Genomic DNA, 14,269 nt, shown 5'->3' with positions numbered 1-14,269 from the left:
GGCGGCTCACCTGCCCGGGGCGCGCGGCGGACCCTCCACCCCCTAGCCGCCCGCGGCAACCCCCTTGGCGGGCGGCGGCGGAGGGCCTTCACTGAGAGCGTGCACACCATCCACTACGCCGACGGGCGCTATCTGACGGGCGACGACATCGCCCGGGCCGTCGTCGAGTGCGCGCAGGCGCTCGCGCGCGAGGGCATGGCCGCGGCTACCGTGACGGTGCCCGTCTGGCTGCCCGAGGGCGGCGTGGGCGAGGTCGAGATCCTCATCGGCCCGGCCAGCCAGATCGTGGTCGAGCCGGCCGGCCCCTCGGAGGACGAGCTGCGCGACCCGGAGGCCGTCGACCGGATCCGCGCGCTCACCGTCCGCGCCCGCCAGTCGCAGTCGAGCACGAGCGTGACCGCCGACCGGCAGGACGGCACGGCCGTCCCGGGGCTCGAGGACCTGGACTGACGGCACGCGCGCCTCCTCGGCGCGCGCACCCGCGTCGGCACGGGAGGATGGATCCGTCCCCACCCGCATCGACGCGAGGAGCACCATGCCCGACACCGCCGTCCCCTCCGCCCTCCTCCACCTCCGGGCGTCCGGCGTCTCGCTGGTGCTCGACCTCACGGAGGGCCGCCTGCCGGCCGTCGTGCACTGGGGCGCGGATCTCGGCGACACCACCGCGGCCGACCTCGCGACGCTCGCGCTCGCGGCCGTCGAGCCCATCGCGGGCAGCGTCGCCGACGACCCCATCCGCCTCGCGATCCTCCCCGAGGCGCACACGTCGTGGACGGGCAAGCCCGGCCTCGAGGGCCACCGCGACGGCGCCGACTGGTCGCCGCTGTTCCGCGTCGCGTCCGCCACCGTCGACGGCGATCCGCTCCCCGCGGGCGTCGACGGCCGTGCCGGATCCGCGTCCACCGGCCCCGCCCTCGTGCACGTCGACGCGGTGGACGAGGTCGCGGGCCTCGGTCTCGCGCTCGACGTCGAGCTGCTGCCGTCGGGCCTCGTGCGCACGCGCGCCGAGGTCACCAACACCGGCGAGGGGACCTACTACGTCGGCGGCGTCACGCTCGCGCTGCCCCTGCCGGCCGAGGCCCGCGAGATCCTCGACTTCGCCGGGCGCTGGGGCCTCGAGCGCACGCCGCAGCGCCGGGAGCTCGTCGTCGGGATCCACGAGCGCGAGGGCCGCAAGGGCCGCACCGGACCCGACGCCGCGACGCTCCTGTCGGTCGGCACCCCCGGCTTCGGCTTCCGGCAGGGCGAGGTCCGCGGCGTGCACGTCGCCTTCAGCGGCAACCACCGCCACTACGCCGAGCGCCTCTCCACGGGCCGGCAGGTGATCGGCGGCGGCGAGCTGCTGCTGCCCGGCGAGGTGCGCCTGGCCCAGGGCGAGGCGTACGCGAGCCCGTGGGTCTACGCCGCGTACGGCGACGGCCTCGACGACCAGGCCGCCCGCTTCCACCGCCACCTGCGCGCGCGGGACACGCACCCGCGCCGCGACCGGCCCATGACGATCAACGTGTGGGAGGCCGTCTACTTCGACCACGACCTCGCGCGCCTGACGGACCTCGCGGATCGCGCGGCCGCCCTCGGCGTCGAGCGCTACGTGCTCGACGACGGCTGGTTCCGCCACCGCCGCGACGACCACGCCGGCCTCGGCGACTGGTACGTCGACGAGGACGTCTGGCCCGACGGCCTCGGCCCGATCATCGAGCACGTCACGGGCCTCGGCATGGAGTTCGGCCTCTGGTTCGAGCCCGAGATGGTCAACGAGGACAGCGATCTGGCGCGCGCCCACCCCGAGTGGATCATGGCCACGGGCGGCCGCCTCCCCGTGCGCGCCCGCGACCAGCAGGTGCTCGACCTGGCGATCCCCGAGGCGTACGCGCACGTGCTCGAGCGGATGACCGCGATCCTGAGCGAGAACGACATCGCGTACATCAAGTGGGATCACAACCGCGACCTGGTGGATGCCGGCATCGCCCCGCGCGGCGAGGCGGGCGTGCACCTGCAGACGCTCGCCGCGTACCGCCTCATGGACGAGCTGAAGGCGCGCTTCCCCGGCCTCGAGATCGAGTCGTGCTCGTCGGGCGGATCCCGCGTCGACCTCGGCGTGCTCGAGCGCACCGACCGCGTCTGGGTCTCCGACTGCATCGACCCGCTCGACCGCCAGACGATGATGCGCTGGACCATGCAGCTCCTCCCGCCGGAGCTGATGGGCTCCCACATCGCCTCGGGCGTCAGCCACACCACCGGCCGCGCCCACCGCCTGGCGTTCCGCGCGGGCTCGGCGCTCTACGGCCACCTCGGCATCGAGTGGGACCTCGCGCAGGCGACCGACGAGGAGAACGCGGACCTCGCTGCGTGGATCGCGCTCTACAAGGAGGAGCGCGCGCTGATGCACACGGGCACGGTCGTCCGCGCCGACGAGTCCGACCCGACCCTGCTCGTGTACGGCGCCGTCGCCGAGGACGCCGAGCGCGCGCTGTTCTTCCTCGCGTCGATCGGCCGCTCCGAGGTCTCGCCGCGCGGCCGTCTCCTGCTGCCGGGCCTGGATCCCGCGCGCCGCTACCGCGTGGAGCCCGTGCGCGTCGGCACCCCCGAGCCGGGCTTCGCGGCCCCGGCCTGGTGGGACGGAGTCGAGCTCACCGGCCGCGCGCTCGCGGCATCCGGCCTGCACGCGCCGCTGATGCTGCCCGAGTCCATCGCGATCCTGCGGGTCACCGCGGTCTGATCCGCGCCCGGCACGACGACGGCCCGCCGCGCACCCGAGACGGGCGCACGGCGGGCCGCATCCGCATCAGGCGCCGAGCTCCTGGCCCTCCGGCTCGTCGCTCCACGCGCGGCTGACCGTGAGGCCGTCGCCGTCGGGCGCGAGGTCGACCCGCACCGCGTCGCCGTCGCGGATGTCGCCCGCGAGCAGCTCGCGCGCGAGGCGGTCGTCGATCTCCCGCTGCATGAGGCGGCGAAGAGGCCGGGCGCCGTAGAGCGGGTCGTGGCCGCGCTCCGCGAGCCAGCGGCGCGCGTCCGGCGTGACGCCGAGCGCGAGCCGGCGGTCGGAGAGCCGCACGCCGAGCCGGTCGATGTAGAGCTCCACGATCTGCGCGAGGTCGTCCATGGACAGCGTCTGGAACACCACGATGTCGTCGAGGCGGTTCACGAACTCCGGCTTGAAGGTCTGGCGCACGAGCTGCTGCACGGCCTGCTCGCGCTGGTCGAGCGGCAGGGTGGCGTCGCTGATGAACTGCGAGCCGAGGTTGCTGGTGAGCACGAGGATCACGTTGCGGAAGTCGACCGTGCGCCCCTGGCCGTCGGTGAGCCGGCCGTCGTCGAGCACCTGGAGCAGCACGTCGAACACCTCGGGGTGCGCCTTCTCGACCTCGTCGAGCAGCACCACCGAGTACGGGCGGCGCCGCACGGCCTCGGTGAGCTGGCCGCCCTGCTCGTACCCGACGTACCCGGGAGGCGCTCCAACGAGCCGCGAGACGGCGAACTTCTCGCCGTACTCGCTCATGTCGATGCGCACCATCGCCTTCTCGTCGTCGAACAGGAACTCGGCGAGCGCCTTCGCGAGCTCGGTCTTGCCGACGCCCGTGGGCCCGAGGAAGAGGAAGGACCCGGTGGGCCGGTCGGGATCCGAGATGCCGGCCCGCGTGCGGCGCACCGCGTCCGCGACGGCCCGCACGGCCTGCTTCTGCCCGATGAGGCGCTTGCCGAGCTCCTGCTCGAGGTGCAGCAGCTTCTCGGTCTCGCCCTGGAGCAGCCGGCCGACGGGGATCCCCGTCCACGCCGCGACGACCGCCGCGACGTCCTCGGCGGTGACCTGCTCGTTGACCATGCGGTCCTCGGCCGACGGCACCGACTCGGCGGCCTCCGCCTGCGCGACCTCGCGCTCGATCACGGGGATCTCGCCGTAGAGCAGGCGCGACGCCTTCTCCAGGTTCCCCTCGCGCTGGGCCCGCTCGGCGCGGATCCGCAGCTCGTTGAGCTCGTCCTTCAGCTTGCCGACGCGGTTGACGCTGGCGCGCTCCGCCTCCCAGCGCCGCTGCAGCTCGCCGAGCGTCTGCTCGCGCGCCGCGACGTCCTCGCGCAGCTTCGCCAGCCGGGCCTTGGAGGCCTCGTCCTTCTCGCGCTTGAGCGCGAGCTCCTCGAGGCGCATGCGGTCGACCGCGCGCCGCAGCTCGTCGATCTCGACGGGAGACGAGTCGATCTCCATCCGCAGCCGCGACGCGGCCTCGTCGATGAGGTCGATGGCCTTGTCCGGCAGCTGCCGGGCGGGGATGTAGCGGTTGGAGAGGGACGCGGCCGCGACGAGCGCCGCATCCGTGATGGGCACCTGGTGGTGCGCCTCGTACCGGCCCTTGAGCCCACGGAGGATCGCGACGGTGTCCTCGACGCTCGGCTCGCCGACGTACACCTGCTGGAACCGGCGCTCGAGCGCCGCGTCCTTCTCGATGTACTGGCGGTACTCGTCGAGCGTGGTGGCGCCGATGAGGCGCAGCTCGCCGCGCGCGAGCATGGGCTTGAGCATGTTGGACGCCGCGACGGATCCCTCGCCGCCGCCCGCGCCCATGAGCGTGTGCAGCTCGTCGACGAAGGTGATGATCTCGCCGTCGGCGTCGTCGATCTCCTTGAGCACCGCCTTCAGCCGCTCCTCGAACTCCCCGCGGTACTTCGCGCCCGCGACGAGCGCCGCGAGGTCCAGCGACACCAGCTGCTTGCCCTTGAGCGAGTCGGCCACGTCGCCCGCGACGATGCGCTGGGCGAGGCCCTCGACGACGGCCGTCTTGCCGACGCCGGGCTCGCCGATGAGCACCGGGTTGTTCTTGGTGCGCCGCGTGAGCACCTGGCTGATGCGCCGGATCTCCGCGTCGCGTCCGATGACCGGGTCGAGCTTGCCGCTCTTCGCGATCTCGGTCAGGTTCACCCCGTACTGCTCGAGCGCGGTCTTCGCGTTCTCGTCGGTGGCGGGTGCGCCCTGCATGTTGGCCACTGCGTTCCCTTCGGTCGTACTTGAGTCGTGCGGACTCAAGTTTACTTCGGGATCCGACTCAGCGCTACCGGGCGACGGCCGCCGGCATCGCCGCCACGGCGACCGCGACGTCCTCCGTCACCATCCCCGCGTTCGCCATCGCGCCCGCCATGGTGCCGGCGGCCATGGCGACCGGCACGTTCGCGGATCCGCTCGACGCGTTGCCCGCGATGAGGAGGCCGGGGACGCTCGTCTGGCCCATCGGATCCGCCGCGACGAACGGGCCCCAGGGCGTGTCCTCGGTGGCGGCGCCGAGCGCGCGGGCGAAGTCGTCCCGCGGGGCCACGCCGGGCATGGCGAAGAGGGAGTCGAGCTCGAGGATCCGGCCGTCGGCGAGCTCCACGCCCGCCAGCGCGCCCCGCTCGCCGAGCACGCGGACGACCGCGGCCTCCTCGACGCGGATGCCGCGGGCGTCGATCCCGGCGCGGGTCGCGGCGTCGATCTCCAGCGGCGCACCGTCGGCCGTCCCGCCCGCGACCAGGAACGTGACGTCGGCCGACCACTGCCGCAGCATCTGCACGTGGTGGAGGCTGCCGGGCCCGGTCGCGAGCACGCCGATGCGGCGGTCGCGCACCTCGTAGCCGTCGCAGTAGGGGCAGACGACGACGCCCGCGCCCCAGTGCGCCGCGAGGCCGGGGACCTCGGGCAGGACGTCGGCGAGGCCGGTCGCGAGGATCACGCGGCGGGCCGTGACCGCGGCGCCGCCGTCGAGGGTGACGCGGAAGCGCGGCCCGTCCGGGTCGTCGAGCGCCGCGACCCGCTCCACCCGCCCGTCGACCACGACCCCGCCGTAGCCCTCGATCTCGCGGCGCCCCTCGGCGACGAGCTGGCGAGGCGGCTTCCCGTCGTGGCCGAGCACGCCGTGCATGTGCGCGGCGACTGCGTTCCGGGGCTGGCCCGCGTCCACCATCAGCACGCTGCGGCGAGCCCGGACGAGCATCAGCGCCGCGCTCGATCCCGCTACTCCGCCGCCGATGACGACCGCGTCCCACTCCTGCTGACCTTCGATGCGTTCGGTGATGTCCATGGATCGAGCCTCGCGGGCCGGGTCGCCCGGCGCACGACTCCTTGCGGGATCAGCAAGGAGTCTGCGGCGCAGGCGGGTCGCGCCGGGCCCTTCCACAGATGACGCGCGCGCCGACCCGCGCCAACCACGGGCCCCTACCCTCGTGTCGTCGACCGCTGCTCGCGCACGTCCGCAGCGGCGCGCTCCGCCCTCACGAGAACAAGGAGATGCACCATGACCACGACCAGGACCGCCTCGCGCCGCCCCTCGATCGCCGCGCGCTCCGCCCTCGCGCTCGGCGCGCTCAGCGCGGCGCTCGTGCTCAGCCCGCTGGCCGCGCACGCCGCCGCCGGCGTCGACACCACGGCCGCCGCGTGGGGCGCGGGGCACTTCCACGGCTGCGTCGCACCCGACTGGCCGATCCCCGGACAGGACCCGCGCTGCCCTCCCCCGGTGCGTGATCGGTGACAGCCGGATCACCCGGCTCGGCTCACCGGCGTGAGCCCGCGCGACGGCGCCGCCTCCCTCGCGGAGGCGGCGCCGTCGCATGAGCGCGTGAGCGCGTGGGCTCGGTCGCGCCGGACGCCCGCACGGCGTCAGTGCCGGTGCTCGGTGCCCCAGACGGGGAACGGATCCGCGTAGCCGTGCCACGCGGCCGGACCCGCCACGAGCTCGGCGGGCTCCAGGAGGCAGGCGCCGAGGATCCGGTCGAGCAGGGCGCCGTCGAGGTGCTCGCCGACGAACGCGATCTCCTGCCCGGCGGGCGAGTCGGCGTCCCAGCTGCGCATCGCGGTCGGGTCGAGGCTCAGCACGTCGCCGGCGGTCGCCCACGAGCCGACCGTCGCGGGCCGCGTCGCGAGGCGCACGAGCCCGCGCGAGCGGATGATCCGGCCGACGGGGCCGGGCACGAGGTCGTGCGCGACGGCCTGGTGCAGGCGGCCGGGGTGGAACGGGCGGGGATCGCGGAACACGTGCACGCCCATGCCGCCGGCGGTCGTCGGCGCACCCTCGCCCGCGAGCGCGAGCTGCCAGCCCATGCCCGCGGCGAGCGCTCGTGCTCGCCCACGGCCGATGCGCAGGGGCGCCGGCGCGAGCGACGCCCGGTCGGCCGTGGCGACGACGCGGGCATGCGGGGCCAGGTGCGCGAGCAGGGCGACGGCGCGGTGGGCGTCCGGCGTGGGGCGGTCGGGATCCAGGTCGTCGAGCACCACGACGCTCGCGCACTCGAGCCGCCCGGCCAGCCGCTCGGCCGCGTCGAAGGGCGTCGCGTCGGCGCCGCTCGGGTCGAGCAGCAGCTCGCGGATCTCGGCGACGGAGGAGACCGCGACCACGTCGAGGATGCCGATGGGCGTGGATCCGGGGTGCCGTGCCTCGACGACGTGCTCGAGCACGAGCGCGACCTCGAGCGGATCCGCGGCCGGCTCGAGCGCCACGACCGCGAGCCCGGTGCGCCCGTCGTCGGCGTCCGCGATGAGGCCGTCGGCGATGTCGGCGCCGAGGTCGCCGCTGTCGCCGCCCGGCGCCTCGACCACGGCGGGCGGGACGGACGCGGGTGCGCCGACCGCGGCAGCGGCGACGCGCGACGCGGCCCCGAGGTCGCTCGCCGAGACGAGGGTCACGGCCAGCCCGCCGCGGACGACGGACGGGCGGGCGTTGGCGTGGGGATCCATCCGCCCAGCCTAGAAGAGAATCGTTCTCATCTGCGCCGGGGCGATGTCGTCGCGGCGACCTAGGCTGCCGGAGGGGGATCGAGAGCTCGAGGAGACGGCATGACCGACGACGTGGATCCGCGCGACGACGAGGAGCGCGGCGACGCGGCGGACGACGCGACATCCGACGCGACCGAGGCGGTGCGCTTCGGCATCGACGGCATCGTGCACGAGATCGACCTCGACCGCGCAGGCGCGCGCGCCCTCCGCGCCGCGCTCGCGCCGTACGTCGCGGCCGGGCGGCGCACGACCGTGACGATCACGCCGATCCGCGACGAGCCCGCGCGAACCGCGGGCGGCACCGCCGGCGCCACCCCGACCGGCGAGCGCGCCGCCGCCCGTGCCTGGCTCGAGGCGAACGGCCACAAGCTCGGCCCGGGAGGCCGCATCTCGGCGACGCTCATGACGCTGTACCGGAGCCGCGACGGGCGCTGACCCGTCAGGCGCGGCGGCGGTCCCGCCTGTGCAGGGCCCATGCCGCGGGATCGAGCACGCCCCTAGCCTCCGTTCGCGCGTCTCCAGGCGCGATCCCGCATCCACTCGATCCGACGGAGGAACATTGCACATCATCATGCGAACCACGGCCGCCGCCGCCATCGCCATCACCGGCGCGCTGTCCATCGGCCTCGCCTCCCCGACGACCGCGGACGCCGCGACCCGCGTCCCGACCCACGCCTCTACCGCCGCCCACGTCGACCGGGAGGCGCGGTTCGCGCTGCCGGCGCCGACGCGCCTCACCGGGCCCGACGACGGCACCGCCCCCCTCACCGTGGCCGTCACGCAGCGCTCCATCTGCGCGGGCACGACCAAGTGCGTCGCGCTCAGCGGCACCGGCGTCCCCGGACAGACCGTCGTCGTCACGTACGAGGTGACGAAGAACCCGCTGTTCGGCAACCGCGGCGCAGCGGGCATTACGACCGTGTCCGAGAAGGTGAACGTCGACGGCACCGGCAACTGGTCGCTCAACACCGAGTTCCCGAACGCCGTCGTCACCAAGGACGCCCCGGGCAAGCGCAGCGTGGCGTACCACGTGGTCGAGTCGGACGACGTCCTCACCCTCGTCGCCACGGCCCGCTTCGCGGGAGCCATCCCGATCCGCTGATCCGCACCACGACACCACGACGCCCGTGGGGCCGGCGCGACCGCGTCGGCACCTCGGGCGTCTCGCTGCCGCCGCGACGGGCGCTGATCCCGCGCGGCCGATCCGCGCGGCCGCCGCCCCGGTGCTGCCGTACGCGTCCACCAGGGAACCGCCTCAGGGAGAGTCCGGGCGACGAGGACGCCGATCCCACGCCGAACAGGCGGCGCCCTCGCGCTCTACGAGAACCGACGCCGCCACCGAGCCGTGACGACGCCCGCGACGAGGGCACCGAGCGAGAGGACGGGGAGAAGCGGGCTCCCTGGCAGTCCCGCCGAAGCGCCGAGGAGCACGGCGAGCACCGGTCCGTCCAGCCCCCAGAGCAGCCGGACGACGGGCATGGGGTCGCCCAGTGGGCTCGGGGCAGACGTCATGAGCATGAGCGGCAAGGGCCCCTTGAGGGCACCGGCCAGTCGCAGGCCCACCATCGAGGCGCCGATCGCCGCTGCGCACAGCCCGAACAGGGGGAGATCGGGCGCGTCCAGAGCACCGCGCGCGATGATGGCGCCTCCCACGGTCAACCCCGTGACGGAGACCGGCAGCAGACAGTGCAGGGCGACGAGATGACCATCGGCCACCCCGTAGATGCTCCCGGCCGCGACGACCTGCGACGCATGTCGGATGCCGTCCGTGAGGGGGCCGAGGCCGCTGAACATCACGGCCCCGGCGACTGCGCCGATGAGCACGCCCTCGTGGCTGGTGGATGCGATGACGAGCATCGCCGACGAGACGCCCAGCTGCACGACGCCGAAGACGAACCTGCCGGGTGTGCGCGCGGCTCCGACGACGGTCCGGATGAAGAACCGCGCAGCCGTGCTCCCGCTCCACCTGACCGCGGAGATGCGCCTGCCGATCGTCGGGAGCGTCTGATACAGCGTCGAGGCAGCCCCGAACTCCATGGAGGACCCGAGGTTGACCGCGACCTCCCAGCGGGTCGCGTGGGCGATCAGGTCAGCGACGCGCAGGCGCTCCGCCGACACCGGCACGGCCAGCACCGCGAGGAGCGCGAGCACGAGGAGCAGGAGGACCGGCATGGCGGCGGCGGCGTCCTCCGACGTCGCGGCCGTCATCGCAGCGTCCACCCAACCGCTGGGGAGGAAGGGCCGCAGCGTCGACGAGGTGGCTCCGAGGACCCCGAGGAGCGCGACCGCGGCGCTCGTGGGGGCCGCCGCGCGCCCCAGCGCCTGCCCGAGGACCGCCGACCCGAACGCGATGATGCCCACAGCGGATCCCATGACGATGAGCAGCACCGCCCCGAGCGCGTCGGTCTGCCCGTTGGTGGACAAGCTCCCGGCCACGAAGCCGGCCGCGATGGTCGCCACGGCGAAGCTCGAGGCGCCTGCGACGGCGAGGGGCCGCCCGAAGACACGGGTGCGTCGCATGTCGCTCTCGGCGAGCACATGGACCAGGAGAGGAGCGAGCAGGGCCGGCCCTCTTCGACCGCCGATCAAGATCGCGGCCGACCACATCGCCGCCGCCGTGATGCCCGCCACGCGGGCAGCGGCGGTGGAGGAGAGGACCACCGCCACGTCCGGAGCGCTGACGGCCAGCCACACGGACCTCGCGATGGGGAACACGACCACGAGCAGACCCAATACGACCACGTAGGACAGGAATGCGGCGTCTCTCCCAGCGTGAGCGCCCCTCCCGTTCCAGATCGCCAGGACCGGTCGCATGGCGCCTGTCACGTCGGGGTGCCCAGATCGAGCTTCCGGTCTGCCAGACGGTCCTCGAGGGCATCACTGTGAGTCGCGATGATCAACGTCGCCCCGGCGCTCCTGCGTCGCGTCAGCGCTTCGGCGACGAGACCCAGCCGCTGGGGATCCAGCCTCTGTTCCGGCTCGTCCAGCACGAGGACATCGAAGGGCCGGACGAGCACGAGGGCGAGCCCGAACAGCTGAGTCTGACCGGACGAGAGCTCGTGTGGGAACCTCCCGTGCAGACCGGTGAGATCGAGGGAGCGCAGCGCTTCGCGGGTCGCGGCTCCCGCATCGGCTTGGTCGTCGTACCAGGTGGACGCGACGAGCGCGACGTGATCGTGGACCGTGAGGTCGGCCGCCATGGGGGGAAGCCCGATCATCGTGGCCACTCGTCGACGTTGGGCCCGGCTGCGATCGGGAACGGGAACTCCCGCGACCCTGGCTTCTCCCGATGATGGCCGGAGGGCACTGCTCATGACCCGCAAGAACGTCGACTTGCCCGTCCCGTTCGCCCCCCTGACGATGAGGGCCTCCCCCGCGGCGACGCTCACGGACGTGGGCGCGAGCAGGGTCACTCCGCCCGATTCGACGCTGACGGATGTTGCCTCGATCACTGCCACGCAGCCCCCCTCTGAACTGATGATGTCGCTCCCCCGCACGCGGCGTGACGATGCCGATGCCGCTGCCGCTGCCGCTCGTCTCCCACTCTGGGTCATCTCCGCGGCAGCCATGTGCGCAGCGCCGCGAGCCCGCTACCCGGAGATCGCCGCGTTGGCGATCTCGATCGCCCCGGGCAGGTTGAATCCGCTGCCATGAGGCGTGCGGTCGTCCGCTCGGACGCCCTGGAGCTGCGGCACGAAGGAGACATTGCTCCTTCGGCGGAGCAGATCGCGCCAGTGCGTGATCACGGCGTTGTCGGCAGGTGAGACCTCCGCGACGATGATGGGCAGCTCGGTGATCTGCATCATCATGTGGGCCGGCGTATCGGCTCGTCCCTGCGACAGCCTCATGACCGTATCCAGGGTGGCGGGGAAGACGATGATGCATTGGGCGTTCCCGCTTCGACCCCGCCGCCAGGAATGAGGCAAGCCCTCCGCGCTCCAGTCATCCGACCATGCCTCACCGTTGGACAGCTCTCTCAGCGCGTCCAGGGAGACGAAGCGTTGCGCCCGAGTCGAGACGGAGACGTTGACGATCACCTCGGGATTCACGTGTCGAAGCCAGTGGATCCACCACGGCACCAGCGCGGCGCTGACCGAACCGGAGACATGGATGTGGAGCTCAGAGCCCTGATATGGGGAGAAGCCGGGATCGCTCACGACTCTCGACTCCGCTCCTCGGATGCGATGGGCATCCACTCGGAGATGAGGACAGGAAGCATCCGCTTCCCGTCGGGGGCGGACGGTTGATAGTTCATCAGCAAGAACTGGAAGGCGGTGAAGCCCGAGGAGTGGAGGATCCCCCGCGTCGCGTCCGATACCAAGATGTACGGGAGGCTGATCCTGATCCACTCGAGCGTCGTGAAGTTCGCGCCCATGACGGTCAATTGCTGCATCGCATCGAAGAGCGCTTTCGGACCGCGGCTCTGCGGATTGATGATGAGGTTGGACCAACCGTGGGGCACGCTGGGGGTGACGTCACGCCAGGTGGTCTGGACGTCTCCGCCAGCGATGTCATCGCTCGTCCTGACGAGAAGGTGCACGTTGTGGATCCCCGGATTGGGAGCGAAGAATCGCCAACCGGGAATGGTCCAGCCGCCCACGTATCGACGCAGGTCCAAGTTGAACGAATCCGGCGTGTTCTGCAGGATCGTCGCGATCACATGGACGGACAGAGCAGCCGCAGCGGCGCCTCCGGCCAGCTTGGCCGCTCTATTCGATGTCATCGACAGCCCCCCGCACTATCGCCGCGACCTGGGCCGCGTACTCCCGGCGACCGAGTATGGAGCGATGAGATGATCCCGACAGGAGCGTGTACGCCGCATCCAAGCGAAGCGCGAGGTCCTCCTGCTGCTGCGAGTTCTCCGTCGATCCGACGAGGCGGCGGACGGGTACAGCGCGGAGAGTCTCGCTTGAGCCGGTCGGGGTGACTTCGAAGTACTCTCGGGTCGCTTGAAGGACATTCCTCGGAGAGAAGGTGAATTGGACCACGCCGCCCTGGTCGTCCGGCGCATACGCGCTCTGCCGGGATACGGCACTGGGAACGAAGTTGTAGATGCCCGTGATGGCCAGGAACATCGATCCGAGCTGGGACTGCAGGAACGACCCGATCTTCCGACGGTCCTGCCTATCCGCGATGAACAGATCGGCGTCAGTACCGTCTACCACCACCAGCGCGTCGAGCCCTTTGCCGTTCCGCAGCTCCGTCGCGTATGTCGCCAGGGGGAAGACTCCGATGGAGTGTGACACGCCGACGACGGGGCCCTGAGACGGGACTACGGCGAGGAGGGCGGCGACCGACGATGCGGGCCCTGCAGAGGCAGTCGTCAGGCCGTACCCTCGCCGGTGGTACGCGATGACATGGCAGGTGCGGCCGAGGTCTTCGGCTACCCAGGACCAGGCATCGAGTGGGCTGCCCAGCCCTGCTTCGAGCACGACGATGGGGGCCGTCGACGGGTCGACGGCGGGATCGCTCGGCGAGAGGGCACGGTACTCGACGACGCCGCCGCCGAGCTCAAGGGCCGATGTGCCCTTCAAGCCGCGGCGCCGCTCCTTGTCGAGTTGACGCAAGGACGCCGCGTAGACGGCGCTGACGCAGGTGACCGCTGATGCTGCGGTCAGCACGCCGCGTTCGAAGGCGGTCGCGCGGGCTCCCGTGATGGCCCGCATGTCGATGACGTACTGCACCGATCCGTGCGAACCCGCGAAGCCCCAGATGAATCGTGGCAATTCCATGACCGCAGCCACGCCGACATGGAAGGCCTTGACGGCGAGGAGCGCGATCCGCGCTCCCGCGGGAGGGAGGGCGTAGATGAAGAGGAAGCCCACCTCCCACAGCGGCGTGACCCACGTGGCCAGACGCGCGATGGAGGGGTGCTTGCGCAGGACGGCGGCCGCTGGCCCTCGACCGTAGGCCTCGGTCTGGAGGATCTCGCCGAGAGCGTCCCCCTGTATCCAACTGGAGCCGAACAGCTTGGCGGCGCCCGAGACGAAGTAGCTCACACCGGCTTGCACGTTGAGGGCTCGCAGGAAGATGTCATCGGAGCGGTCGTGGCCGGGAATGAGAGCCGACACGACACGGTATTGGGTTATGACGGCCGTCATCTGATCCGCACCATCGCGGCCGTAGGGCGTGCGCATCTCGCCCAATCTGTTGCACACTGCGATGACGGTGGAGGCTGCGATCTGCGTACGTCGTCGGCCTCCCGCGAGGAGGAGCGCGCTCGAGGCGACGAGCGTGACGGTAGCGAGGACGGGTGGCGTCCTGGCGGAGTCCAGCAGCACGAGCAGACGGTGCTTGAGGGTGCCGGGCTCGACTGACTGGGCGGCGACACCCCGGAGAAGTCCGTTCGGCCTGTAGAGGCGCCCGAGGGTGAGGGCCTCGATCGATGCCAGGATCTGACCGACGGCGATGGGGGCGAAGGTGGCGTCCAGTGCCGCCCGCCGAACCCGGCTTGCATCAGGACGGCCTCCGTGAATTCTGTTCACGAGTTGATTCTCCTTCAAACGACCTCTCCCCCCATCGACGCGTCCCGCCTGC

The 14,269-nt window shown here is 72.4% G+C and carries 13 protein-coding genes; 5 read left to right on the top strand and 8 right to left on the bottom strand.

The features are described 5' to 3' along the window. The first annotated feature begins 99 nt into the window (after positions 1 to 99). Together JOE38_RS11960 and JOE38_RS11955 are read left to right on the top strand one after the other, a co-directional pair. Complete coding sequence (locus JOE38_RS11960) at positions 100 to 450, top strand: hypothetical protein (RefSeq protein WP_043585937.1); 351 nt, start codon at positions 100 to 102, stop codon at positions 448 to 450. A gap of 85 nt (positions 451 to 535) precedes the next feature. Beyond that, a complete protein-coding gene (locus JOE38_RS11955) occupies positions 536 to 2,719 on the top strand; it encodes an alpha-galactosidase (RefSeq protein WP_204576489.1) in 2,184 nt (727 codons plus the stop codon). 66 nt (positions 2,720 to 2,785) lie between these two features. Here the strand turns inward: JOE38_RS11955 and JOE38_RS11950 are convergent, their stop codons facing one another. Both JOE38_RS11950 and JOE38_RS11945 read right to left on the bottom strand, forming a co-directional pair. Further along, positions 2,786 to 4,978 (bottom strand): ATP-dependent Clp protease ATP-binding subunit, encoded by a 2,193-nt coding sequence (locus JOE38_RS11950; protein WP_204576488.1) that lies wholly within the window; start codon positions 4,976 to 4,978, stop codon positions 2,786 to 2,788. A gap of 64 nt (positions 4,979 to 5,042) precedes the next feature. After that, positions 5,043 to 6,044, bottom strand: coding sequence for an NAD(P)/FAD-dependent oxidoreductase (locus JOE38_RS11945; protein ID WP_204576487.1), 1,002 nt, complete (start codon positions 6,042 to 6,044; stop codon positions 5,043 to 5,045). Between the two features lie 213 nt (positions 6,045 to 6,257). On the opposite strand from JOE38_RS11945, the gene JOE38_RS11940 reads away from it, so the two are divergent. Further along, positions 6,258 to 6,491 (top strand): hypothetical protein, encoded by a 234-nt coding sequence (locus JOE38_RS11940; RefSeq protein ID WP_204576486.1) that lies wholly within the window; start codon positions 6,258 to 6,260, stop codon positions 6,489 to 6,491. Positions 6,492 to 6,619: 128 nt separating this feature from the next. Here JOE38_RS11940 and JOE38_RS11935 read toward each other — a convergent pair whose 3' ends face one another. Then, entirely contained in the window at positions 6,620 to 7,693 is a 1,074-nt protein-coding gene (locus JOE38_RS11935; RefSeq protein ID WP_204576485.1) for a GTP-binding protein, read from the bottom strand. 99 nt (positions 7,694 to 7,792) lie between these two features. On the opposite strand from JOE38_RS11935, the gene JOE38_RS11930 reads away from it, so the two are divergent. After that, positions 7,793 to 8,167 carry an Lsr2 dimerization domain-containing protein gene (locus JOE38_RS11930; protein ID WP_204576484.1) on the top strand — a complete coding sequence of 125 codons (375 nt, stop codon included), beginning with the start codon at positions 7,793 to 7,795 and terminating at the stop codon, positions 8,165 to 8,167. A 136-nt stretch (positions 8,168 to 8,303) separates the two neighbouring features. Further along, positions 8,304 to 8,834: a hypothetical protein gene (locus tag JOE38_RS11925; RefSeq protein WP_204576483.1), complete on the top strand. Its 531-nt coding sequence runs from the start codon at positions 8,304 to 8,306 to the stop codon at positions 8,832 to 8,834. Between the two features lie 215 nt (positions 8,835 to 9,049). On the opposite strand, the gene JOE38_RS11920 is transcribed toward JOE38_RS11925, so the two are convergent. From JOE38_RS11920 to JOE38_RS16045, 5 genes are all read right to left on the bottom strand, one after another. After that, positions 9,050 to 10,465, bottom strand: a complete 1,416-nt coding sequence (locus JOE38_RS11920; RefSeq protein ID WP_204576482.1) for a hypothetical protein — start codon at positions 10,463 to 10,465, stop codon at positions 9,050 to 9,052. 89 nt (positions 10,466 to 10,554) lie between these two features. Then, complete coding sequence (locus JOE38_RS11915; protein WP_307838870.1) at positions 10,555 to 11,190, bottom strand: ABC transporter ATP-binding protein; 636 nt, start codon at positions 11,188 to 11,190, stop codon at positions 10,555 to 10,557. A 132-nt stretch (positions 11,191 to 11,322) separates the two neighbouring features. Beyond that, complete coding sequence (locus JOE38_RS11910; RefSeq protein ID WP_204576481.1) at positions 11,323 to 11,889, bottom strand: CypD family RiPP peptide-cysteine decarboxylase; 567 nt, start codon at positions 11,887 to 11,889, stop codon at positions 11,323 to 11,325. Continuing rightward, positions 11,886 to 12,455: a hypothetical protein gene (locus JOE38_RS11905; protein WP_204576480.1), complete on the bottom strand. Its 570-nt coding sequence runs from the start codon at positions 12,453 to 12,455 to the stop codon at positions 11,886 to 11,888. The genes JOE38_RS11910 and JOE38_RS11905 overlap by 4 nt, the downstream gene beginning before the upstream one ends. Then, positions 12,442 to 14,217 carry an alpha/beta fold hydrolase gene (locus JOE38_RS16045; protein ID WP_204576479.1) on the bottom strand — a complete coding sequence of 592 codons (1,776 nt, stop codon included), beginning with the start codon at positions 14,215 to 14,217 and terminating at the stop codon, positions 12,442 to 12,444. Before JOE38_RS16045 ends, JOE38_RS11905 begins: the two co-directional genes overlap by 14 nt. Between the last annotated feature and the right edge of the window lie 52 nt (positions 14,218 to 14,269).

Source organism: Clavibacter michiganensis (genome assembly GCF_016907085.1).
Lineage (GTDB): Bacteria > Actinomycetota > Actinomycetes > Actinomycetales > Microbacteriaceae > Clavibacter > Clavibacter michiganensis_O.
The sequence above is the reverse complement of the archived record's forward strand: the minus strand, read 5'-3'. Positions and strand labels throughout refer to the sequence as shown.

Bases quoted from the DNA above. Each gene is read 5' to 3' on its own strand.
- JOE38_RS11955 (WP_204576489.1), top strand. From the start codon at position 536: ATGCCCGACACCGCCGTCCCCTCCGCCCTCCTCCACCTCCGGGCGTCC.
- JOE38_RS11945 (WP_204576487.1), bottom strand. From the start codon at position 6,044: ATGGACATCACCGAACGCATCGAAGGTCAGCAGGAGTGGGACGCGGTC.
- JOE38_RS11940 (WP_204576486.1), top strand. From the start codon at position 6,258: ATGACCACGACCAGGACCGCCTCGCGCCGCCCCTCGATCGCCGCGCGC.
- JOE38_RS11935 (WP_204576485.1), bottom strand. From the start codon at position 7,693: ATGGATCCCCACGCCAACGCCCGCCCGTCCGTCGTCCGCGGCGGGCTG.
- JOE38_RS11930 (WP_204576484.1), top strand. From the start codon at position 7,793: ATGACCGACGACGTGGATCCGCGCGACGACGAGGAGCGCGGCGACGCG.
- JOE38_RS11925 (WP_204576483.1), top strand. From the start codon at position 8,304: ATGCGAACCACGGCCGCCGCCGCCATCGCCATCACCGGCGCGCTGTCC.
- JOE38_RS11905 (WP_204576480.1), bottom strand. From the start codon at position 12,455: ATGACATCGAATAGAGCGGCCAAGCTGGCCGGAGGCGCCGCTGCGGCT.